Annotated in this window: 21 protein-coding genes; 16 read left to right on the forward strand and 5 right to left on the reverse strand. The window is 32.6% G+C overall.

Annotated elements, in window-relative coordinates; genetic code table 11:
- The first annotated feature begins 27 nt into the window (after positions 1 to 27).
- The 6 genes from ACZIYX_RS06150 (at position 28) to ACZIYX_RS06175 (ending at position 3107) form a co-directional block, all read left to right on the forward strand.
- Positions 28 to 642 carry a toxin-antitoxin system YwqK family antitoxin gene (locus ACZIYX_RS06150; RefSeq protein ID WP_462681331.1) on the forward strand — a complete coding sequence of 205 codons (615 nt, stop codon included), beginning with the start codon at positions 28 to 30 and terminating at the stop codon, positions 640 to 642.
- A gap of 92 nt (positions 643 to 734) precedes the next feature.
- Positions 735 to 1331, forward strand: a complete 597-nt coding sequence (locus ACZIYX_RS06155) for a toxin-antitoxin system YwqK family antitoxin (protein ID WP_462681332.1) — start codon at positions 735 to 737, stop codon at positions 1329 to 1331.
- Positions 1332 to 1357: 26 nt separating this feature from the next.
- Positions 1358 to 1810, forward strand: coding sequence for a hypothetical protein (locus ACZIYX_RS06160; protein WP_462681333.1), 453 nt, complete (start codon positions 1358 to 1360; stop codon positions 1808 to 1810).
- A 54-nt stretch (positions 1811 to 1864) separates the two neighbouring features.
- The gene (locus tag ACZIYX_RS06165) at positions 1865 to 1999 is read left to right on the forward strand and encodes a hypothetical protein (RefSeq protein ID WP_438712278.1); all 135 of its coding nucleotides are present in this window, start codon (positions 1865 to 1867) and stop codon (positions 1997 to 1999) included.
- Positions 1980 to 2585 carry a toxin-antitoxin system YwqK family antitoxin gene (locus tag ACZIYX_RS06170; RefSeq protein ID WP_462681334.1) on the forward strand — a complete coding sequence of 202 codons (606 nt, stop codon included), beginning with the start codon at positions 1980 to 1982 and terminating at the stop codon, positions 2583 to 2585. Before ACZIYX_RS06165 ends, ACZIYX_RS06170 begins: the two co-directional genes overlap by 20 nt.
- A 75-nt stretch (positions 2586 to 2660) precedes the next feature.
- Positions 2661 to 3107, forward strand: a complete 447-nt coding sequence (locus ACZIYX_RS06175) for a hypothetical protein (protein WP_462681335.1) — start codon at positions 2661 to 2663, stop codon at positions 3105 to 3107.
- A gap of 312 nt (positions 3108 to 3419) precedes the next feature.
- Here ACZIYX_RS06175 and ACZIYX_RS06180 read toward each other — a convergent pair whose 3' ends face one another.
- A complete protein-coding gene (locus ACZIYX_RS06180; RefSeq protein WP_462681336.1) occupies positions 3420 to 4124 on the reverse strand; it encodes a 16S rRNA (uracil(1498)-N(3))-methyltransferase in 705 nt (234 codons plus the stop codon).
- A 162-nt stretch (positions 4125 to 4286) separates the two neighbouring features.
- Positions 4287 to 5309, reverse strand: a complete 1023-nt coding sequence (gene tsaD / locus ACZIYX_RS06185) for a tRNA (adenosine(37)-N6)-threonylcarbamoyltransferase complex transferase subunit TsaD (RefSeq protein WP_462681337.1) — start codon at positions 5307 to 5309, stop codon at positions 4287 to 4289.
- 126 nt (positions 5310 to 5435) lie between these two features.
- Here tsaD and ACZIYX_RS06190 point away from each other — a divergent pair, with 126 nt between their 5' ends.
- The 3 genes from ACZIYX_RS06190 to ACZIYX_RS06200 all read left to right on the forward strand — a co-directional run bounded on the left by ACZIYX_RS06190 (position 5436) and on the right by ACZIYX_RS06200 (position 11308).
- The gene (locus tag ACZIYX_RS06190) at positions 5436 to 9821 is read left to right on the forward strand and encodes a translocation/assembly module TamB (protein ID WP_462681387.1); all 4386 of its coding nucleotides are present in this window, start codon (positions 5436 to 5438) and stop codon (positions 9819 to 9821) included.
- A gap of 91 nt (positions 9822 to 9912) precedes the next feature.
- Positions 9913 to 10899 carry a 6-phosphofructokinase gene (pfkA, locus tag ACZIYX_RS06195; RefSeq protein WP_462681338.1) on the forward strand — a complete coding sequence of 329 codons (987 nt, stop codon included), beginning with the start codon at positions 9913 to 9915 and terminating at the stop codon, positions 10897 to 10899.
- 46 nt (positions 10900 to 10945) lie between these two features.
- Positions 10946 to 11308 (forward strand): methylglyoxal synthase, encoded by a 363-nt coding sequence (locus ACZIYX_RS06200; RefSeq protein ID WP_462681339.1) that lies wholly within the window; start codon positions 10946 to 10948, stop codon positions 11306 to 11308.
- A 90-nt stretch (positions 11309 to 11398) separates the two neighbouring features.
- On the opposite strand, the gene ACZIYX_RS06205 is transcribed toward ACZIYX_RS06200, so the two are convergent.
- Positions 11399 to 11737, reverse strand: a complete 339-nt coding sequence (locus ACZIYX_RS06205; protein ID WP_462681340.1) for a cupin domain-containing protein — start codon at positions 11735 to 11737, stop codon at positions 11399 to 11401.
- A 346-nt stretch (positions 11738 to 12083) separates the two neighbouring features.
- On the opposite strand from ACZIYX_RS06205, the gene ACZIYX_RS06210 reads away from it, so the two are divergent.
- Both ACZIYX_RS06210 and ACZIYX_RS06215 read left to right on the forward strand, forming a co-directional pair.
- Positions 12084 to 14315, forward strand: coding sequence for a nitric-oxide reductase large subunit (locus tag ACZIYX_RS06210; RefSeq protein ID WP_462681341.1), 2232 nt, complete (start codon positions 12084 to 12086; stop codon positions 14313 to 14315).
- 23 nt (positions 14316 to 14338) lie between these two features.
- Positions 14339 to 14809, forward strand: a complete 471-nt coding sequence (locus ACZIYX_RS06215) for a hypothetical protein (protein WP_462681342.1) — start codon at positions 14339 to 14341, stop codon at positions 14807 to 14809.
- A gap of 539 nt (positions 14810 to 15348) precedes the next feature.
- Here ACZIYX_RS06215 and ACZIYX_RS06220 read toward each other — a convergent pair.
- The gene (locus ACZIYX_RS06220) at positions 15349 to 15729 is read right to left on the reverse strand and encodes a RidA family protein (protein ID WP_462681343.1); all 381 of its coding nucleotides are present in this window, start codon (positions 15727 to 15729) and stop codon (positions 15349 to 15351) included.
- Between the two features lie 46 nt (positions 15730 to 15775).
- Positions 15776 to 18556 (reverse strand): putative LPS assembly protein LptD, encoded by a 2781-nt coding sequence (locus ACZIYX_RS06225; RefSeq protein WP_462681344.1) that lies wholly within the window; start codon positions 18554 to 18556, stop codon positions 15776 to 15778.
- A 200-nt stretch (positions 18557 to 18756) separates the two neighbouring features.
- Here ACZIYX_RS06225 and ACZIYX_RS06230 point away from each other — a divergent pair, with 200 nt between their 5' ends.
- The 5 genes from ACZIYX_RS06230 to ACZIYX_RS06250 all read left to right on the forward strand — a co-directional run bounded on the left by ACZIYX_RS06230 (position 18757) and on the right by ACZIYX_RS06250 (position 23610).
- Entirely contained in the window at positions 18757 to 19881 is a 1125-nt protein-coding gene (locus ACZIYX_RS06230; protein WP_462681345.1) for an N-acetylmuramoyl-L-alanine amidase family protein, read from the forward strand.
- A gap of 87 nt (positions 19882 to 19968) precedes the next feature.
- A complete protein-coding gene (locus tag ACZIYX_RS06235) occupies positions 19969 to 20919 on the forward strand; it encodes an MlaD family protein (RefSeq protein WP_462681346.1) in 951 nt (316 codons plus the stop codon).
- Positions 20920 to 20924: 5 nt separating this feature from the next.
- Positions 20925 to 22250 carry a 4Fe-4S dicluster domain-containing protein gene (locus tag ACZIYX_RS06240; RefSeq protein ID WP_462681347.1) on the forward strand — a complete coding sequence of 442 codons (1326 nt, stop codon included), beginning with the start codon at positions 20925 to 20927 and terminating at the stop codon, positions 22248 to 22250.
- 58 nt (positions 22251 to 22308) lie between these two features.
- On the forward strand, positions 22309 to 22755 hold the full coding sequence (locus ACZIYX_RS06245; RefSeq protein ID WP_462681348.1) for an LNS2 domain-containing protein: 447 nt from the start codon (positions 22309 to 22311) through the stop codon (positions 22753 to 22755).
- A 63-nt stretch (positions 22756 to 22818) separates the two neighbouring features.
- The gene (locus ACZIYX_RS06250; RefSeq protein WP_462681349.1) at positions 22819 to 23610 is read left to right on the forward strand and encodes a (Fe-S)-binding protein; all 792 of its coding nucleotides are present in this window, start codon (positions 22819 to 22821) and stop codon (positions 23608 to 23610) included.
- The last annotated feature ends 106 nt before the right edge of the window (positions 23611 to 23716 follow it).

Below are 23716 nucleotides of genomic sequence, written 5' to 3' on the forward strand. Positions count from 1 at the left end.
TGATGAGCCAAGAGATAAAATTATATCATGGGAAGTAAAATATTTTTGATTTTATTCGGACTGCTTTTACCTTTTTATGTGGTATCTCAAACAAAAGATAATTTTGGGTATACAGAAATTACTAATGAAGACTATACTAGAATAGTTAAAGAAGGTAAAGAAACAAAACTTGACGGAAAATACTATATAAGGCATAATCCAAAGGGAAAATTACTTGGTATTAGTAAAATAGAATACATAAGTGGAAAAAGACATGGAGAATGGCTTTTTTTCTTATCACATATGGGAGGTATTGACCTGTCTAATGTAGAAAACTATTCATTTGGAAAAAAGAATGGGTATTATTTTAGCACAGACAATCATACCTATTCTGAACAGGGATACTATAAAAATGATAAAAAACATGGAGAATGGAACACAAAAAAAAATAACGGAATTGGCTATTTAGTTACCATAAGAGAGCATTATAAAAATGGAAAAAAACACGGAGCTTATAACTTAAAAGAAAATTCTGATGGAAATATTTCTATCACTACTGGGAAATATAAGAATGATAAAAAGGAAGGAGTCTGGTTAATAGAAGATACTAGTATAGGGCAAGTAACAAAAGAGGTTTATAAAGATGGAGTGTTAATTAAATAAACGCAAGGACTTTTATCATTGGCAATGGCTAATAATGAGAAACGAAGTTAAATCATATTATGGAGAATAGTCTTTTAAAAAAAATAGCCTTTGTGATGATAAGTTTTTTTTGTCTTACATTGTTTTCACAAGATTTTAGTAAGTATGACTATACTAGTCTTGAGAACTATGAGTTTCAAAATTTCATTAAGGATGGTGTAGCTAAAGAGTTAAGTGGAAACTTTTATATTGTTGACAGAAGTAATGGAGGGAAAATTAAGAGTATTGAAATAAAAAGATACTTGAAAGGGCAAAAAGTTGGTGAATGGTTGGTATTTCGTGATTTATTTAATGGTTTAAAACTAGCTTTTGTTGCGAATTATAAAAGGAATAAACTTAATGGTTATTATTTTGAGTCAGATAATCATTCTTATTCTAAAAAAGGTTTTTATAAAGATAACATGAAAGAAGGGCTATGGAAATTGTCTGAGAACGGTTTTTTAGAAGAAATTAAATACTCTAATGATGTAAAATCAGGAGTATATAAATCAACTAAAGATCGTATGATTGTTAGGGGGCAATACATTAATGGGTTAAAAGAAGGAGTATGGACAACTACAGACTCTGATTTAGGTTTGGTATTAAAAGAAACTTATAAAAAAGGAAAGCTAATTTTAAAGGAAAGCATTGATCCTTTTAAGAAAAAATAGTTAACTATTATAATTAAACAAACACTATGAATTTTTTTTATGTTTTGCTACTATTCTTTCCATTTTTTGTTTGTTGCAAAACAAAGAAATTATTATCGCCTCCTGCAATTGAGGTGTATAAAATAAATGAAGATATACCAGATCAAGGAAAAACAATAGGAAAAGATTATATACATGGAATAGTATTAAATACTACGAGTGACACAATACAAAATGCAGCGATCCTTTTAAAAATAAATGATAGTATCTGTATTAATACTATGACAGATTTTGAGGGTTATTTTGGTGTTTATTATGATCAATCTAAAATTAATGATCTTAGTTACTTTGAAGTAGTTAAGGAAGGACAAGCCAAAAGGTCTGTACCATTTCATATATTTATAAAAGACAGTACTATTGTAATAGATAAGATAGGAAAGATACTAAGTTATGATGATTATCTATCTTTTTCTGCAAAAATAAGAAAGTGCTCTTGGTGATTAACTAACTAAAAAAACAACAATCAAGATTTAGAGAGTATTATTTCTTCAAACATGTTTAAGTTTAAGCAATCTGGAACAGATAATTATATGGATTATCATACGACAAGCCCCAACTCTTTTAATCGTTGGCAATGGCTAATAATACAAGAAGAAGTAAAAAAATATCATGGGACATCAAAAAATTAAAAATATAGTATTACCATTTCTTTTTCTGTCTTTTGCAGTAGGGTATGGTCAAATAGAATATCCAGATTCCTTTATTAAACTTTTGGATTTTGAGTATGATGATATTATAAATAATAATGTTAAAAATATTCCAGATGGCAGATACTATAAAACCAAGTATAGTAATGAGAATGTTTTGATGGAGATAGAAGTTACAGGATATAAAAATCAAAAAAAACATGGGGAATCACTAACTTTTTTAAAAGGTTTGGAGTCAATGTTTATAGCAAAAGTAGTTAATTATAAAAATGACGTAATGAATGGTTATTATTTTGAGTCAGACAATCATACTTACTCTAAAGAAGGTTATTGCAAAAATGGTAAAAAGCAAGGTGTCTGGAAAATAAAAGAAGCGGGTAATGTGATGGAAGTGACATTCAAAAATAACTTAAAATCTGGTTTGTTTAAAAGTAATGATAAAACATTGAATATTAAGGAATTTGGAAAATATAAGAAGGATAAAAAAGAAGGGGTCTGGTTAATAGAAGATACCAGTATAGGACAAGTAACAAAAGAGGTTTATAAAGATGGAGTGTTAATTGAATAAACGCAAGGACTTTTATCATTGGTAATGGTTAGTTATGCAAGAAGATATAAAAAATTATTATAAATAACCTTTTTTATGAAGTCGTATATTTTTATTTCATTTCTTATCTTATTAACATCTTGTAAGGTCAAAATAGAACCCCCTAAAATTCCTGATTTAGAGAAATTAGAAATTTATTCTCACGACTACCCGTCAGCATTAGGGGATGACTCATTAGGAGCTGTAATACTTGATGCTAACGATAAGCCAATTACTCTAGCCGCCATTAAATTAGTAGTAAATGACTCTGTTTGCATTAATGCTTATTCTAATTTTGATGGACAGTTTGGGGTTTTGTTTGATAAGAACAGGATTACAACCAAGAGTCATTTTATTATTGTCTTTGAAGGGTATTCTAGAAAAATTGTTCCTTTTAATCAATTTTCTGAAAAAGAAATAATTGTATTAGATAAAAAAAGTGCAATAATCACACATCAGGAGTATCGTGATTTTTATGAATCTATAAGGAGTTGCACTAGGTAAATTATTTTGACTGTCACATTATTTTTTACTTATACGCAAACCCTGTGCAACATAAAAAAAGAACCTTTGCTTTGTACATTACAAATATTTATAAGATATAGAGATGAGCTGATTTGTCATTCCGTTGTAGAACGGAATCCACTCATTGATAAAATCTATGGAAAATGGATTCCAGCTTTTAGTTTATCCTGAACTTGTTGAAGGGATGAAATGACAAAAAACAACAAATTATGTCTGTAGTTTATTGATTTTTAGTCATTCTTATAAAAGATTAGATTTGTTGTCATGTACTAAGAAAACTTTATCCCAATTTTATAAATTCAATAAAGCAACACTATGTGCAGCTACAATAGCAGCAGTTTCTGTTCGCAAACGGGTTTCTCCCAAAGTAACAGGTGAGTATCCAGAAGTTAAAGCAAGTTCAATTTCTTTAGAAGAAAAATCTCCCTCTGGACCAATAAGGATAGTAGTATTTGATTTTAGTTGTAAAACATCTTTTAAAGATTGCTTTTTTGTCTCTTCGCAATGCGCAATCAATAGTTGATCAGTGTTAGATTGGGTTATAAAATCAGAAAAAGAAACCGCAGGATTAAGTTTTGGTAAATAATATTGCAAAGACTGTTTCATAGCACTTTGTAATATACGTTCAAAACGGTCCTCTTTAATAACTTTTCTTTCGCTATGGTCACAAATAATAGGAGTAATTTCATCAATACCAATTTCTGTAGCCTTTTCTAAAAACCATTCATACCGGTCATTCATTTTGGTAGGAGCTACTGCAAGATGTAGTCGATATGTTTTTTTTGCTTGTTCCTCAAACGATTGTATAGCGGCAATACATTGTGCAGGGTTAGAAAAAGTAATGCAAGCAGTAAAAAAGTATCCCAAACCATTGGTAATATGCAGTATATCGCCTTCTTTTTTTCTTAGCACTTTTGCGATATGCTTACTCTCTTCTCTGGAGAACTTGATTTCTGTACTGGATTTGGTTAAGGTATTGTTATAAAATAATTGCATTTTTGGATGGCTTCAGTATGTATTAATAAAATGATAAAGTATTCATGACTGCATTTAACCTATGAAACTTTATTATTTAGAATTTTACATTTTTCTGTTTTTATAGTATTTAAAGATTAATTTAAAAGTCTAAAATAAATAATGTATTCTGCACATAATAATTTAAAATTGCACTCGTGCTTTAGCTACTACGGTCATATCTGTAAAATCTTTTTTCAGGTATTTTAGATAGCCTACAATTCCTATCATAGCTGCATTATCGGTAGTATATTCAAATTTAGGCACAAAGGTTTTCCAGCCATACTTTTGCTCTCCATCCTTTAAAGCTTTTCTAATCCCGGAGTTTGCAGAAACACCACCACCAATGGCAATACTTTTAATGCCGGTTTGCTTAGACGCTTTTTTTAATTTATCGATAAGGATATTAATGATAGTATACTGCAAAGAAGCACATATATCATTTAGGTTTTCATCAACAAAATCCGGATTTTCTTTTACCATCTTTTGTACAAAATATAAAACCGATGTTTTAAGACCGCTAAAACTAAAATTAAGGTCTCCAACTTTAGGTTTAGGAAAAGGAAACGCTTTTGGATTACCAAGTTGCGCATACTTATCAATTAATGGTCCCCCGGGATATGGCAAACCAAATATTTTTGCACTTTTATCAAAAGCTTCGCCAACAGCATCATCTATAGTCTCGCCAATAATTTGCATATCAAAATGACTGGTAACTTTTACAATTTGAGTATGTCCGCCACTTATGGTCATTGCCAAAAAAGGAAATTCTGGAGTATCAAAACCTTTTTCTTCAATAAAATGAGCCAAAATATGAGCTTGCATGTGGTTAACATCAATTAAAGGAATATCCAGTGCAAGTGCCAATGACTTGGCAAAAGAAGTCCCAACCAGTAAGGAGCCCATTAAACCGGGACCTTGTGTAAAAGCAATAGCATGCAGATCCTCTTTTTTAATGTTAGCTTGTTTGATAGCCTGATCGATTACAGGTACTATGTTTTGTTGGTGCGCTCTGGAGGCTAGCTCCGGGACAACACCACCATATAACTCGTGTATTTTTTGCGATGCAACAACATTAGATAAAACCTGTCCATTACATAATACAGCAGCAGAAGTATCATCACAAGAAGACTCAATACCTAATATGTATATTTTTTGTGGATTCATTATGAGGAAAAAGGCATAGAAATTGTTAATATTGTCAACAAAGTTAAAACAATAAAACGTATCAGGAAATTTAGGAAAATATTATTAAGAACATTTCTTGTTCTTTTATCACTATTCGCGTTTTTGGTGGTGCTTTTTTCTATTTCTGCAGTGCAAACTTTTGTAGGTAAAAAAGCCACAAATTACCTTGATAAAACATACGGTGTTGATATTAATATTAACAGAATAGGACTTACCTACGCAGGAAATGTAAATCTTGACGAAATATTAATTAAAGATCATCACCAGGATACATTAATATATGCGGGTAATATAAAAACTTCACTTCTTAGTATTAATGAAATTATAAATGGACAACCGGCTTTAGGAAAAGTATCGATCGAAGACCTGGTCTTTAAAATGAAAATTTATAAAGACGAGAACAGTGATAATTTAATGACGTTTGTTAGAAAATTTAATACAGGCAAAAAAACATCTTCAGAACAAAAATTTATACTATCTACAAAAAATATAACCATATCAAGAGGTACATATAGTTTTACCAACGAAAACCTGAATACTCCAAAAGCTGTTGAATATACAGATATTATGCTTAAAGCAGAAAGCTTATTGGTAGATGATGAGGATGTGTATATAAATATTGATGCCTTGGCATGTAAAGATTTTAGAGGATTGGATATCTCTAATTTACAAACCTGTTTTTCGATTACTCCTACAAATATGAATTTTCAGGATCTGGTTATAGAAACCAAAGATTCTAAAATAGAAGGGCAAATACTTTTTTCGTATGAAGAAGGAGGATTAGAAGATTTTGAAAATAAAGTAAACATTGATGCAGATTTTGACAAAGCAACTATTTCTACAAATGATTTGATCCCATTTTATAAAGAATTTGGAAAAGATCAAAAATTAAAGATGCGAAATACATCGGTACGAGGTATACTAAATAATTTTAAAGTTAATAATGCCAATATATCCGGATTAGACAGATCTGTTGTTAAAGGGGATATTAGAATTAAGAATGCATTGGGCAATAGCTCAGAGTTTGAATTAGAAGGGGATTTTGAAAATCTTACCAGTAATTATTACGACCTGGTCAATCTGTTGCCAAACATATTGGGTAACTCTTTGCCAAGGCAATTATATCAATTTGGTAGTGTACGGGCTACAGGCAATGCCATAGTTACCACCAAAACAGTAGATGTTGATATGGATCTGTTTTCTCATTTAGGAAAAGTTAATGCTTTTGTTTTGCTAGAAAACCTGGATGATGTAAAAAATGCTTCCTATAATGGTAATGTAATTTCAAATAACTTTAATATAGGGCGATTGATAGGGCAAAAATCTGTAGGAAATTCAGCATTTGATATCCATGTAGACGGTAGCGGTTTCACTATCGAAAATTTAGATACCAAGATAGAAGGAGATATTAGTAAATTAGAACTCAATGGATACACATATACCAATATAGATGCACAAGGAAAATTAAAAGAACGGGTGTTTGATGGTAACCTCAATTCTAAAGACCCCAATGCCCAATTCAGTTTTAATGGGGTAGCAAACCTGTCAAAAAAAATACATAACTATAACTTTATTGCTTATGTAGACCATATAGACCTTAAAAAACTAAACCTGTTTACCAGAGACAGTATTTCTGTTTTTAAGGGAGATGTATATATGAATATGAAAGGAACCGGGGTTAATGATGCTTACGGAACCATTTCTTTTGAAAAAACTTTATATACTAATCAAGACAGGGGGGTCTATTTTGAAGATTTTGATATCACTTCAAGTTTTGATGATAAAAGTATACGAACTATAACTATAAATAGCCCCGATATAGTAGAAGGAAATGTAAAAGGAATTTTTAGGTTTGAAAATGTATATGATTTGTTTAGAAACTCTATCGGAAGTCTGTATACCAATTTTGAAGCTACAGAAATTACCGATAATGAGTTTATGGAGTTTAATTTTAATATTTACAATAAAATAGTAGATGTGTTTTTTCCAGAAATTGAATTTGCACCTAACACTATTATAAGAGGAAAAGTTGAAAGCAATGAATCCGAATTTAAACTTACCTTTAAGTCCCCGTTTATCAAAGCTTTTGATAATTTTATGCATGATGTGGACATCCAGATCGACAACAAAAACCCATTATTTAATACCTATATAGCAATTGATAGTATAGACTCTAAGTATTATGATGTATCCGAGTTTAGTTTGATTAACGTAACCCTAAAAGATACCTTGTTTATGCATTCTGAGTTTAAAGGAGGAACAAACAACGAGGATAATTTTAATCTTGAATTTTATCACACCATAAATAAGGACAATAATTCTGTTGTAGGGCTACGAAAATCTGATTTTACCTACAAAGGATATACCTGGTATGCTAATAAAGAAAAAAGAAAAGATAACAACAAAATTATTTTTGACAATGATTTTAAAAATATAGATATACGATCCATAATACTTAGCTATATGGATGAAGAGATTACCATAAATGGTATAACCAAAGGTAAGGACTACAAAAATTTAAAAGCAACTTTTAAAAATGTCGACCTTCATAAGATAACCCCCAGAATTGATAGTTTGGATTTTGGAGGCAAGGTAGAAGGAGACTTATCGGTATTACAGGAAAAAGGTAATTATTTACCAACCTCTACAATAATCATTAATGATTTACAAATAAATAAAACCCCCTTAGGAGAATTAAGATTTAATATTGTAGGAAATGCAGATCTTACCCAATACAGTATCAATTCTCGTTTACTAGCTAATAAACAGCAAACATTTTCGGCACTGGGAGTTATTAATGTTTCAGAAAATAACCCCTCTATAGATGTAGACCTAAAATTAGATACATTTAATATTTCAGAATTTAGTGCACTAGGAGGCGAAGTCCTTACCAATATAAGAGGATATGTGTCTGGAAAAGCAAGTATTTCGGGTAGTTATAAAAACCCTTCTGTCGATGGGGTTTTAGAACTGTATAAAGCAGGACTTACGATACCATACCTAAACGTTGATTTGAATTTAGAAAACAACTCTAAAGTCGTATTAGAAAAGCAACAGTTTAATTTTATAGATGTAGGTATTACAGACACAAAATATAAAACAAATGGAATCCTAAAAGGATTTATTGCACATAAAAACTTTTCTAAATGGGAACTGGGGCTGGAGATCTTGGCAAATAAAAAATTACTGGTTCTGGATACCAAAGAAAACGAAGACTCCTTATATTATGGTACAGGTTTTATAAGTGGAGAAGCTTCTATTAAAGGCATGATTAACGAATTGGTTATAAACGTAAATGCAACCACAGAAAAAGGAACTGTTTTTAAAATACCATTAAACGAATTAGAATCTATAGGAGACAACTCATATATACATTTTTTAAGCCCCGAAGAAAAACGGGCCCGATTGGATGGAAAAGAAATAATATTACAAGAAATCAAAGGCTTGGAGCTTAATTTTGAATTAGATGTAACAGATGATGCCGAAGTAGAAATTGTAGTGGACAAAAGCACAGGAAGCTCCTTAAAAGGGCGGGGAGCCGGTACATTGCTTATCGAGATCAACACCAATGGCAAATTTAATATGTGGGGGGATTTTGTGGCATACCAGGGAACCTATAATTTTAGGTACGGAGCATTTGTCGAAAAATTATTTACAGTGCGTGAAGGGGGAACCATTAACTGGGATGGAAGCCCGACCAGAGCCGTTTTAGATCTTAGTGCCGTATATAAAACCGAAGCAAATCCTGCTATACTATTAGAAAACTCTTCTGTAAATCGTAAAATACCCGTACAAGTAGTAGTAGATCTTAAAGGAGAATTAATCCACCCGGATGTGGAGTTTAATATAGAATTTCCAAACGCAAGCTCTATAGTAAAAAGCGAATTGGATTATAAACTAAGCGATAAATCTATAAAAGAACTACAAGCCCTTTCTTTGGTATCCTCAGGACAGTTTTATAACGGTACTTTTGATGCCAATGCTTTTACAGGGGGATTAGTTGCAGAAAGAGCATCAAGCCTTTTTAATGGGATATTTTCAGATAAAGAAGATAAAATACAGGTAGGGTTAAATTATGTACAGGGAGTTCGTAATTTGGATCAGGAAGATGCCGATCAATTTGGATTGACACTATCTACCCAAATCAATAATAAAATTTTAATAAACGGAAGAGTAGGAGTGCCTATAGGTGGCGGGGTAGAAGACTCTGGGATAGTAGGAAATGTTGAGGTAGAATATTTGTTTAATGAAGATGGGTCGTTGAGGGGAAAGATTTTTAACCGCGAAAACAGAATTCAATTTGTAGGATCAGGAAACCAGGGCTACGAACAAGGAATAGGATTGTCATACTCTGTGGATTTTGATAATTTTAAAGAATTATGGAGAAAGATTTTTAAAAATGAAAAAACAGTGGACTCAATTGTAAAACCTGTAGATACAACCAAAATTAAAACTCCTGATTTTATTAACTTTACACAAAAAAACAAATAAGTATAAGATGATTTTTCTGTACCGGTCAATAAATGCTTATACAATACAATATATAGTTTTATAAAACTAAAAGTTTGCTAAACAACTAATTATGGGCAAAGAAATAAGAACAATCGGGGTAATGACATCCGGAGGGGATGCTCCGGGGATGAACGCAGCAATAAGGGCAGTAGCAAGAGCATGTGCCTATTATAATGTAAAATGTATAGGATTTTACAGGGGGTACCAAGGAATGATAGAAGGAGATTATAGTGAGCTGAATGCCAGAAGTGTTCGTAACATAATAAGCCAGGGAGGTACCATACTTAAATCTGCAAGATCCAAAGATTTTATGACTCCAGAGGGCAGAAAAAAAGCAGCAGACAACCTTAAAGAAATAGGAGTAGATGCAATGGTGCTGATCGGTGGTGATGGTACATTTAGAGGAGGAAAAATTTTTAGTGAAGAATTTGAAATCCCTGTAATAGGAGTGCCAGGAACTATAGATAATGATATTGCCGGAACCAATTTTACAATTGGGTATGATACCGCATTAAACACAGTAGTAGAAGCTATCGATAAAATAAGAGATACAGCAAGCTCACACGATCGATTGTTTTTTGTAGAAGTAATGGGTAGAGATGCAGGTTTTATAGCTTTAAACAGTGGAGTAGGAGCAGGAGCCGAAGAAATACTCATCCCCGAAGAAGATTTAGGTTTAGACCGTCTGTTAGAATCTCTAAAACGAAGTAAACGCTCTGGGAAATCCTCTAGTATAGTAGTAGTAAGCGAAGGAGACAGAATAGGAAAAAATGTATACGAACTGGCAGATTACGTAACAGAAAACATGCCGGATTATGATGTTAGAGTTACTGTTTTGGGACACATGCAACGAGGGGGAACTCCTTCATGTTTTGACAGAACCCTTGCAAGCAGACTTTGCGTAAAAGCCGTAGAACTACTTTTGGATGGAGAAAAAAACCTAATGGTAGGGATATTAAATAATGAAATTACAGCTACAAGTTTTGATAGTGGATTAAAAGAAGGACATAGTATTAATAAAGAACTATTACGTATTTCAGATATTCTTTCTACTTAAAAAAAATAGTAAAAAGCAAATAAAAAGTACATAGTAAAAATTAAATATGACTATAGCAATAATTGCACACGATGGAAAAAAAGCTGAAATGGTTCAGTTTCTTAATGAGCATCAAGAAATACTCCATTCCAAAAACATCAAATTAATATCTACAGGTACTACTGGCGAAAAAGCCATTAGAGCAGGCTTCGAAGTAGAAGCATTATTATCGGGACCACTAGGAGGAGATGCACAAATAGCAGCAGGAGTAGCAGAAAAAAAAGTGAATATGGTTATCTTTTTTAGAGATCCTTTAGCAAAACATCCACATGAGCCCGATATATTTATGCTAATGCGACTTTGCGACGTTTATAATGTGCCTTTGGCAACTAATCCGGCAACAGCAGAGTTATTACTCAAAGGACTTTAATGCCTCATTAGAGGTTTAATTTTCTGAAGAATACTTCAAAAAAATCATAAGCACACTTGGTAAGCTTTCTGCAGGGTTATTGATACAGTATTACGTATTTACATTTAATACCCTCTCTACAGAATCATTTTTAGATAAAGAAAGCCTTATAATACTATCTTCTGCAGCAATAAGATTGTGGCTTACATTAGGATCCAAAGATATAATATCCCCTTTTTTAAGAATGTAGGACACGTTATTTACACCAAAATCAATTTCACCTTCAAAAACCTCTATCGTTATAGGAAATTTGGTTTTATGCTCCTTCATTTCCTGTCCTTTTTTAAATACAATTCGTATTTCTTTGGTAGTATCGTTTTCAATTAATTTGGTAATTACAGGATTTTTATCTCCATAATTAAGATCTTTAAGTAATGAGGTTACTTGCATACTAATATATTTTTATTTCCTTCAAAAGTATACCCTTTTTATTTCATGTTTTATGAGTTCAGTCATAAAATAGAATTAGTATACAATTGTAGTTTACATATATGATTAGATAGGCTCTAGTTTATAATAACATTGATAGTTGTAAGAATATACATTTAATTGATTTAAAGGTGTTTATCCTGTTCTAAATCCTTCCCGAAGAGAAGGGCTGGGGATAGGATATTGCTGAGTTCGTTATTTCTTGTCTTGTCATCTATTTTATTCAACATGATCTCAATCATAAAAAGAGGGGCAGTAGGGGTGTTAGTTTTGCTCTTAAAATTAACAGAAACCTAAAACTAACACAATGAAAAAAATATGGATAGGATTTATCACCATTGTAGTACTCTCTTTTACTGCACTAATTTGGGTAGGAGTCAAAATATATCAGGAAAAACCTCCTATACCAAAAAAAGTTCTGGTAGCAGAAACAAATGAAGTGCTTTTTACAAAAGCAAACATACAACGAGGGCAAAACGTTTGGGAGTCTATTGGCGGGATGGAAGTAGGCTCTATTTGGGGACATGGTAGCTATGTAGCACCAGACTGGTCTGCCGATTGGATTCATAAAGAAGCAATGTTTTTATTAAATAAATGGTCTTTACCTTATGGCAAGAAATATGAAAACCTGTCTGCCGAAAATAAAGGACTATTAAAAGGGCGATTGGTAGATCAAATCAAAACAAATACTTATGATACGATAACAAAAAATGTTTGGATTACTGCCGACAGAAAAGAAGCTATTTTATCCAATGCAAAGCATTATAAAGACATATTTTCAAAAGGAAATGCAGAATATGCAATACCAAAAGACATGCTGGTAGATGCATCTAAATTAGACGACCTTAATGCATTTTTATTTTGGGCATCCTGGGCAGCCTCTACCAATAGAATAGGAGATACTATTACCTATACCTCTAATTGGCCGCATGAGCCATTAATTGATAATCTTATAACAGTAGATGCACAGATATGGTCGGGATTTTCGATCGTTTTACTATTATTATTTATATCTATTATGGTTTGGTACCATATACGAAGCAGCCATAGAGAGCGAGAAGAAAAAGGAGAAATACCTAATGTAAACCCTTTAACAAATATTACCTTGTTTGCCTCTCAAAAAGCAACATTAAAATACTTTTTAGTAATAAGCCTTTTAATAGCACTACAAGTAGTTCTGGGTATTATTACAGTACATTATACTGTAGAAGGACAAGCATTTTTTGGATTAGAATTATCTAAATACCTACCATATACTATAAGCAGAACCTGGCATACACAATTAGCAATTTTTTGGATTGCAGCAGCATGGTTATCCACGGGGCTGTTTATTGCACCTTTAGTAAGTAATAAAGAACTAAAATATCAAACATTTGGCATCAACTTTTTATTTATAGCAATACTAATTGTGGTATTAGGCTCTATGGTAGGAGAGTGGCTTGGGGTAAAACAATACTTAGAGTTAACCACTAATTTTTTCTTTGGGCACCAAGGGTATGAGTACATGGATTTAGGTAGATTTTGGCAGATACTATTAGCAGTAGGCTTAGTATTGTGGGTGTTTTTAGTAGGAAGACATATTCTTGTTGGTATACGCAGAAAAGATAACACCAGACACTTATTAATACTATTCTTAATATCTGTAATTGCAATAGGTACATTTTTCTTTTCAGGATTAATGTATGGCGAAAACTCCTCTCTATCTGTAATAAATTATTGGAGATGGTGGCTGGTTCACTTATGGGTAGAAGGATTTTTTGAAGTCTTTGCAACCGTTGTCATCGCTTTTTTGTTTACAAAAATGAAACTTATACCAGCAAAAACTGCAGGAAGAGTTACCGTACTGTCTGCTATTATATTCCTTTCAGGAGGTATTATAGGAACACTGCATCACCTGTATTTTTCAGGAACTCCTGTTCACGCTATAGCCCTGGGAGCTACATTTAGTGCTTTAGAGGTAGTGCCTTTAACCTTAATCGGGTATGAAATCTGGGAAAACTGGAGCCTGTTAAAAGTTAAAGAATGGGTAAAAGAATACAAGTGGCCAATTTATTTCTTTCTTGCAGTTTCCTTCTGGAATATGCTGGGAGCAGGTGTATTTGGTTTCCTGATAAACCCGCCAATTGCTCTATATTATATACAAGGACTAAATACCACAGCAGTACATGCACATACAGCTCTATTTGGAGTTTATGGTATGTTAGGAATGGGATTAATACTTTTTTCACTACGTATGATTTCAAAAACAGTGTGGAACGATAAAATATTGAAAATATCATTCTGGTCTTTAAATATAGGGCTACTTGCTATGGTAGTATTTAGTTTGTTGCCACAAGGTATTATACAAGCATTAGCCTCTGTTAAACATGGATATTGGTATGCAAGAAGTACAGAGTTACTATACTCTCCGTCATTTCAAACTATTAAATGGTTGCGAATTATTGGAGACGTTATTTTTTCTGTAGGGATAGGATATTTTTGTTGGTTTACGATTAAGGAAACCTTAAAATGTATGGTACAAAAGAATAAAAAATCCTAAGTTTAGTATATAAATAGATACTAATGAAAAAGATATATAAATATAGTTTTGTGTGTACATTTATTTGGGCAGGGTTTGTATTGGCAATAAGTTTTATGGAAGCTCCTTTAAAATTTCAGGCACCGTCTGTAACTACCGCAATAGGGGTAGAAATAGGAAGAATAATCTTTGGAGCACTAAATAAAGTAGAACTTGTTTTTAGTTTGATTTTACTATTACAAATAAGAAGTATTAAAAATGCAGATCAAAAATTATTCTTGACAGTATTAGTTCTTCTCATTATTGTGGCAGTACAATCTATATATTTACTACCTGTTTTAGATGGGTATGCAGAAGTAGTTATAAACGGAGGGGTATCTCCATCAAACACAGAACATTTTATGTATGTGATACTAGAAATACTTAAAATGTTTACCTTGTTCTATACAGGATACAAACAAATAATACAGTATAAAAAACATATAATGAATACTATGCCTCCTGTTATCAAATAAATTATTGGTATTACTATTTTAAAACTGGTTAAGTTAAAAGGAGGGTGTTTAAAAAGTCGAACACCCTCTTTTTTATTGTAAATTTCTCAAAAAACCAGCCCTAAAAGAAATGTTTTCTGTGCTGCCCTCGATAGTAGATATGATAGCACATATTTGCAATCTGTGTAGCGTATGAGTAAGCGGTATGAGTGAGAATAAATAGTAAAAAGACAAATCCACAACCTTGTAAAAGATGCTGTGGATTTTTTGTAGTTTATAGCGAGGCTACATTTTTATTAAAAAAAGTCTTTATGATACTGTCAAATTGTATCCAGTTTATTGGGTCTGGATTCACGTTTAAAAAATCGTTTGCTTAGAAACCATTTTTTAGTAACAAAACATTGCGCAAGGTATCTAAGGTACTAAAAGTCTTTGTTTTTACAATCTCAAAAGATATTATATTTTTTTAAAGAACCATTGGATCATAAAAAAACTTCACAAAATTAGGTGTCTTGTAAGGTTTTGTATTTATAACATTTTTGCAAAATGTAATTACAAATTTATTGTACGGCAATTACAGATATTTCTACATTTACGAACTTAGGCAGGGCAGCAACAGCAACAGTTTCTCTTGCAGGAGCAGTATCATCACTAAAATAAGCACTATAAACAGCATTTACTTCAGCAAAATTATTCATGTCGTTTAAAAAAATAGTGGTTTTTACCACATTTTCAAATGTCATTCCGGCTTCCTCCAATACAGCTTTAAGGTTTAGCATTACTTGCTCGGCTTCTTTGGTAATAGTGTCCAATACTAATTCTCCGGTTTCCGGATCAATAGCAATTTGCCCGGAAGTATATAATGTATTTCCGCTTAAAACAGCTTGATTATATGGCCCGATAGGAGCAGGGGCTTTGGATGTGGTTATAATTTTTTTCATAAGAAAGTATATAGTTTTTAATTATATTTAGTTTTTTACCTCAAACCTATAACCGTTTGTCCGGCTCTCGTCTTTTATCCCATTTAATATCACTAAGTACAGAGGATTTGATACCGATAAAGAAATTCCATGAAGTTCTTTCGCTGAAAGGAATCCAGTTAAAATTCATAATCCAGCTTTCCAAATCTCTTTGAAATCTTAAATTGGTATAAGTAAATCCGGGGTTTTTAAGATCATATCCAGAGGATACACCAACAGACCATCTTGGGGCAAGCTCAACATCTCCAGAAAACATAATAGAATGCGAGGATATTTCATTTTGCCGCGCACTATTACTATAATTTACATTATAGGATAATCGTAGTGACCAAGGGATCTTATAATGATAGTTTTTTATATCCTTATCCAATTCTTTGTCTTTTGGTTTATCATAAGATTGCGAATCCCCAAAATTTGTGCCTCCTCCAAAAAGATTATCAGGTCTGCCCTCGTTTCTAAAAGTTTGGTTTTCGTATGGATCATCGTTGGATTTTCCTTTTTCAAAATCTTTACTAGAAAAAGAATATCCAAAACTGGCACTGGCGTTGGTTAAACGAAAAAGGCTACCGCCGTTATCGATGTTCCAAACATCAATCTTACGATTGTTATTATCTAATGCGTAAGGATCTAATTGTGTGTTAAAATTAATGTCGAGCTTATTTTGAATAATAGGGATATTACCGTTTATAGATAACGGGCTAAGCTTTAACGAATCTCCTGCTACATTATACGAAGTACTTAAATTAAGGTTGTTTAACAAAGTAATTTTTTTGGACTCTGTAGCAGTAGAATCTTTACTTTTTACCTTCATTTCTAGATTATTGCTTAAAGAAAACCCAATACTACTGGAAAGCACATTACTAGGTGCACCAAAATAGCCACCTTCAAATCTGGAGTACTCTACTATTTTTGTCTCATCAATATTGGTTGTATTAGGATTATCTGTAACCGTATATGAATCGTAAAACTCACTAAAGGCAGGATTGATACTATAGCTTACAGAAGGTCTCATAGTATGCCGTATAGCCTCAATTTTTTTCCCTTTTTTAAAGTTAAAAGTACCATAAACAGTGGTTCCTATACTAGTAGAAAAATTATAAGTTCTAAAGGAGTCAAAGCCTTTTATAGTATCTCGTACCACCTCTCCGGCACCATTTTTTGCATCCGGGTCATAGCTCTGTTGAATAGTCTCAAAAACCCAGTTTTCCTGAAAATTTGTTCCAGCTGTAGCACTTAAATACTTAAATATTTTAAAATTTGTACTTAGAGGGATGGTATGTTGCATACCAATCTGAGCATCATCAAACATTTTTGCTTTAAACAAAAGGCTATCCCTGGTAGTAATCCTGTTTTCTCCTCTAAAATTATATTGTGTATTTATATTTTGTATAACCCCTTTTTTGACCCCGATTTTTGGGGCAAAAGGAAATATCCTGGAAACACTAATACTTGTATTAGGAAGAGATAAGTTTACTACTTTTGTTCTGGTATTAGAATTATGCGTTGCCGCAATATTAGCATTTACTTGTGGGTCTCCCTGAAACGTTTTAGAATAAGATATAGAAGAACTTAATTGGTTGTTTAAAAAGTTACCAGTATTTGATTGATTGGTAGATTGTTGGAAAAAATCACTACTACCAAAGTTTACAGAAGCAGAAAACCTGGAGTTTGGATTAGACTTGGCATCCTGGCTATGCGACCATTGTATATTATATGTTGTGGTCTTGGAAAAATTAGGAAACCCTCGTTCACTTTGTAAGTTGTTCTCATACCGGAACCTTAAATTACCTCTAAACTTATAACGTAAGGCATACGCCGATTCTGTAGCAAAAGTATAACTGCCATTGGTATAGTAATCCCCCGTTAGCGTTAAGTCAACATAGTCGCTAATAGCAAAATAGTACCCTCCGTTTTGTAAAAAGTACCCACGATTGTTTTCCTCTCCGGGACTGGGAAGTATAAATCCGGATGTTCTGTCTTCGGTAAGCGGAAAATACCCAAAAGGCAACCCTAAAGGAGTAGGGACATCTGCAATGAACATGTTAACCAAACCAGTTACGATTTTCTTTTTAGGAACAAATTTAATTCTTCGGGCATAAAAATAATATTCGGGATCATCAATATTATCTGAAGTAGTAAATTTTACATTCTTCATATAAACTACAGAATCATTTTCTCGTTTAGAAATCTCGTTTTTGATCTTAAACCCGTTTTGTTCTGTTCTGGAATTATAAATAAGAGCCTTTTCTGTATCAAAATTAAAACGGATAGAATCCGGCTCTACCACATTTTGAGACTGCTTAAAAACCGGTGTCTGTGTATATTCACCTATAGAATCTTTGATCCCGTATGCATATACCTCATTTTTTTTATTGTCTACAACAATAAAACCAGCATTGATTTGCATATCTCCATAAACGATTTCGGCGTTGTCATAAAGATACATCTTATTTTCTTTACGGCTTAGTCGCATATAATCAACAGCTTTATATACCACTTTATCTGTCAATAACTGAGGCTCTGTAACAGTAGAGTCTTGTTTTACAGAGTCCTGTTCTTTTTCATTAAGTAGCTTCTCTGCATTGATCTCTATACCTTTTTGTGTACTGGTAATCGTATCTTGAGATGCAGAAATGCGTATTTCTTCAGTCCTGTTTGTTTCTTGTGCTGTAATTTGACAAAAACAAAACAGTGAAAAACTTAGTGAATAAAGTATGTAACGTACCTTTGTTTGCAATGGTTTAAATCCTATTTTTGTATAACTATGGCTTAGTTTTTGAAGTGCCAAAATTACATATATTTTTTATGCTTAGATTGTAATTCATAAAAAAATAAAAAATTATATCAAAAACATGTTTTTTAAGCTATACAAACAAGTAAGGATTTAAGTTTATTTTATAGATTACAATCGTTAGATTTTTAACTTATTATATTAAAAACTGAAACATTACCAGAATGTTTCAAAACAGATTAAATTATTTATTATTAATGAAACGAAGTATAGTACATAGTATTTTTCTAGTAGTCTTTATTTTTATAGGGTCCGGCTTTAAATTTTCGATATATGCACAAGAAAAAAATAAGTATGTGGTTGTTTTGGATGCAGGACACGGGGGGCATGATCCCGGAAACAGGGGTAATGGTTATAAAGAAAAAGAAATAGCTTTGAATGTAGTTTTGGCAGTAGGCACTGCTTTAGAAAAGGATGGCAGGTTTAAAGTAGTCTATACCAGAAAAACAGATGAGTTTATAGAATTACACGAACGGGGTAGTATAGCTAATAAGGCCGGAGCAGACCTTTTTGTTTCTGTACACTGTAATTCGCATAGATCTCAAGCTTCAGGAACAGAAACTTTTGTTTTGGGGCTGCACGCAAATGATGAAAATTTTGATGTAGCAAAAAATGAGAACTCAGTTATTCTTTTAGAAGATAATTACGAAGCAAATTATGACGGGTTTGATCCTAACTCTCCAGAGTCTATTATAGGTCTTACCCTAATGCAGGAAGAATATCTGGATCAAAGTTTAACCTTAGCCAGTTTTGTGCAAAATCGATTCAAAAAAAGCCTGGACAGAAAAAGTAGAGGTGTAAAACAAGCAGGCTTTGTAGTGCTTCATCAAACCTATATGCCAAGCGTACTTATCGAATTAGGGTTTCTTACCAATAATACCGAAGGAAAATATCTTAACTCCAAAAAAGGACAGGAAGAAATGGCAAAATCTATTACAACCTCTATTATAGATTACAAAGAAAGCCTGGATGCAATTTACAAGGTTACCAAACCTAAAACCACAGAAGTTACAAAAGTTACCGCAAAAATGGAAGGAGATAAAGTATACGACGATATAACTTTTAAAGTACAAATTGCAGCAGGATCCGGAGATATAGAGTTAGAACCTTTTAATTTTAATGGGTTGGATCAATTATCAAAAAATAAAACAGGAGAGATTTATAAATATTTTTTCGGAAGCACATCCAACTACACTCTGGCACAGGAACTTAGAGAGATTGCAGTAGAAAAAGGTTTTGGCTCTAGTTTTGTTGTTGCATTTCGTAATAAAGAACTAATTCCATTAACAGAAGCATTAAAAGCAAGCACATCTTCAAATTAATCTGAACAAATACCGAATAATTACTTAATAAATTACCCATAAAAAAGTATTTTTATTCTAAATTTGTGTCCTAAAATATAAACTATTTTGAAATTTACTCGAGAAGTCAAAACAGGAATATTAGCAATCTGCGCAATAGCACTTTTAATCTTTGGCTATAGTTTCCTGAAAGGAAAAAATCTACTTGAAAGCAATAGAACCTTTTATTCGGTTTATGATAATGTCGAAGGTTTAATACCTTCTTCGCCCGTTACCATAAACGGTAAAGTAGTAGGGCAAGTAGTATCTATTGGTTTTGTAGACACAAAAGGAAATCTTGTCGTTGAGTTTAGTGTAGACAGTGATTTTTCCTTTTCAAGAAACAGCATCGCCAAAATATATAGCGCCGGGCTGATTAACGGAAAATCCATGGCAATAGTACCAGTATATGAAAAAGGATTCGAAGCAAAAGACGGCGATACCTTACCCGGTAAAATAGAATCAGGATTGTTGGAGCTGGTAAATGATAAACTAGAACCTTTACAAGAAAAGTTAGAAGCAGCTATAATCGATGCAGATACTCTTTTAAACTCAGTTAATGGGATTTTGAATGTAGATAATAAAAATAACCTGAATTCTATATTTAAAGACCTTACCAGTACTGTAAAAAACTTTAATGCAGCTTCAGGATCTTTAAAATCGATACTCTCTGGTAACGAAGGAAAACTTAATAATACTATCGATAACTTGAATAAAATGTCTGTAAACCTTAGCCAGGTTTCAGACTCTTTGGCTCAAATAAATATATCCAAACTAGGAAATAGCTTAGAAACTGTATTAGCTAATTTTGATAAAATATCCAAAGACCTTAATTCAGGAAAAGGAACCGCTGGCAAATTATTGAAAGATGACAAACTATATGATAATTTAGAAAAAACAAGTAAACAATTAGAGTTATTGATACAGGATTTGCGATTAAACCCTAAACGGTATGTTCATATTTCTGTTTTTGGAAAGAAAAATACTCCTTACCAAAAAACAACAGACTCAATAAAATAATCATTATGCAATATATACCTAACATCCTTTTTATACTCGCTTTTACTATAGGTGTTGGATATTTTATTAAGAATATTCAAAAAGTGATTCGTAATATACGATTAGGAAAAGATGTAGAACGTTCTGATAATAAAAAAGAAAGGTTTAAAAATATGGCAAGGATTGCATTAGGGCAATCCAAAATGGTACGCAGGCCAATAGCAGGAATATTACATATCGTAGTATATATTGGGTTTATAATTATTAATGTCGAAGTACTTGAAATTATAATCGACGGTATTTTTGGAACACATAGAATCTTTGCATTCTTAGGAGGGATATATAACTTTTTAATAGGTTCTTTTGAGATTTTAGCGCTACTAGTACTAATAGGGGTAATTGCTTTTTGGATTAGACGTAATGTAATAAAACTAAAACGTTTCTGGAATCCAGAAATGAAAGGTTGGCCAAAAAATGATGGAAATCTTATTTTGTATTTTGAAATGGTACTAATGACACTATTTTTGGTGATGAATGCAACAGATCTTCAATTACAAGCCTTGGGGGCAGATCATTATATACAAGCCGGATCCTATCCCGTAAGTCAGTATATATCTCCATTATTTAACAATATGTCAGAAACATCGCTTTTGATTATAGAAAGGGCAGCTTGGTGGTTACATATTTTGGGAATCCTTATTTTCCTGAATTACTTATATTTCTCTAAGCATTTGCATATATTGCTAGCTTTTCCTAATACATATTATGGAGACTTAAATCCAAAAGGTCAACTCGATAATCTTGAAGCCGTTACCAATGAAGTAAAGATGATGATGGATCCGGATTCAGACCCATTTGCAGCTCCCGAAGAAAATCAGGAAGAAGGAGAACCAGAAAAATTTGGAGCCTCAGACGTTATGGATCTTAACTGGGTACAATTACTTAATGCTTATACCTGTACAGAGTGTGGGCGTTGTACAAGCGAATGCCCTGCAAACCAAACAGGAAAAAAACTTTCTCCCCGTAAAATAATGATGGATACGAGAGATCGTTTACAAGAAGTAGGAAATAATATAGATAAGAATGGTAGTTTTGTAGAGGACGGTAAACAATTATTAAACGATTACATAACCCCCGAAGAATTATGGGCATGTACCAGTTGTAACGCTTGTGTTGAAGCTTGCCCGGTAAGTATTAGCCCTCTGTCAATAATTATAGATATGAGACGTTATCTTGTAATGGAGCAAAGTGCAGCACCATCTGACCTAAATAATATGATGTCTAATATAGAAAACAATGGAGCACCATGGCCATTTAACCAAATGGACAGATTAAATTGGAGCAACGAATAATGTAATATAAAAACTAACCACTTTTTTTAACCAATTAAACCACAAATTATTAGAAATCATGAGAAAAGAAGAAGTAGATAAATTATTGCACGATAAGATAGAAGAAGGAGAACATGTAAGCCCTGTGTTGCCAGAAGGAATTAAAAATTATCTTATAGATATAGATGGAACCATTACTGAAGATGTACCAAATGAAGAGCCAGAAAGAATGGCAACATGCGCACCATTTCCCGACGCTTTGAAAACACTAAATAAATGGTTTGACGAAGGACATATAATATGCTTTTTTACTTCAAGAACAGAAGACCACAGAGAAGTAACAGAAACATGGTTGAAAGAGCATGGTTTTAAGTACCATAGCCTTTTAATGGGGAAACCCAGAGGAGGAAACTATCATTGGATAGATAATCACTTAGTGAAAGCTACCAGATATACTGGTAAATTTACCGAATTAGTAGAAAGAGTGGTTACTATCGAAGTCTTTGATGACGGAAAACACGATTAAAACAAGAGTATTTATGATTTTAATCTAAAAGCTAAAAATCATAAATCTTAAACTTAGTATAATATGAGCGAGACAGTAAAGGTGCCAACAATGGCAGAATATATGGCTGAGGGTAAAAAACCAGAAGTTTTATTTTGGGTGGGATGCGCTGGTAGTTTTGATGACAGAGCCAAAAAAATCACAAAAGCTTTTGTCAAATTACTTCATAATGCTAATGTAGATTTTGCTGTTTTGGGTACCGAAGAAAGCTGTACAGGAGATCCCGCCAAAAGAGCAGGTAATGAATTTTTGTTTCAGATGCAGGCGGTTACTAATATAGAGGTAATGAATGCCTACGAAATTAAAAAAGTAGTTACCGCATGCCCGCATTGTTTTAATACCTTAAAAAATGAATATCCTGCCTTGGGAGGAGATTATGAAGTAATGCACCACACTCAGTTTCTTAAATCTTTGCTGGATGAAGGCAGATTAAAAGTCGAAGGAGGTAAGTTTAAAGGAAAACGAATTACTTTTCATGATCCATGCTACCTTGGCAGAGCAAATAATGTATATGAGGCACCAAGAGATTTACTTAGAAAACTAGAAGTCGAATTAATTGAAATGAAGCGTTGCAAGAAAAATGGCTTATGTTGTGGAGCCGGTGGAGCGCAGATGTTTAAAGAACCAGAACCCGGTAATAAAGATGTTAATGTAGAACGTACAGAAGATGCATTAGAAACAAAACCAGATATTATTGCTGCCGGATGCCCGTTTTGTAATACAATGATGACAGATGGGGTAAAAAGCAAAGAAAAAGAAGATAGTATACAAGTATTAGATGTAGCAGAGCTTATAGCCAATGCTCAGGATTTGTAAAACTTATCCTCAAACAAAATATTTTTTAGAGTTAGTATGTTTTTCGTATTAACTCTTTTTTATAATGATAAATAATAGTAATACTTTTTGTTACTTTACTAAATAA

The organism is Aquimarina sp. (genome assembly GCF_977115655.1).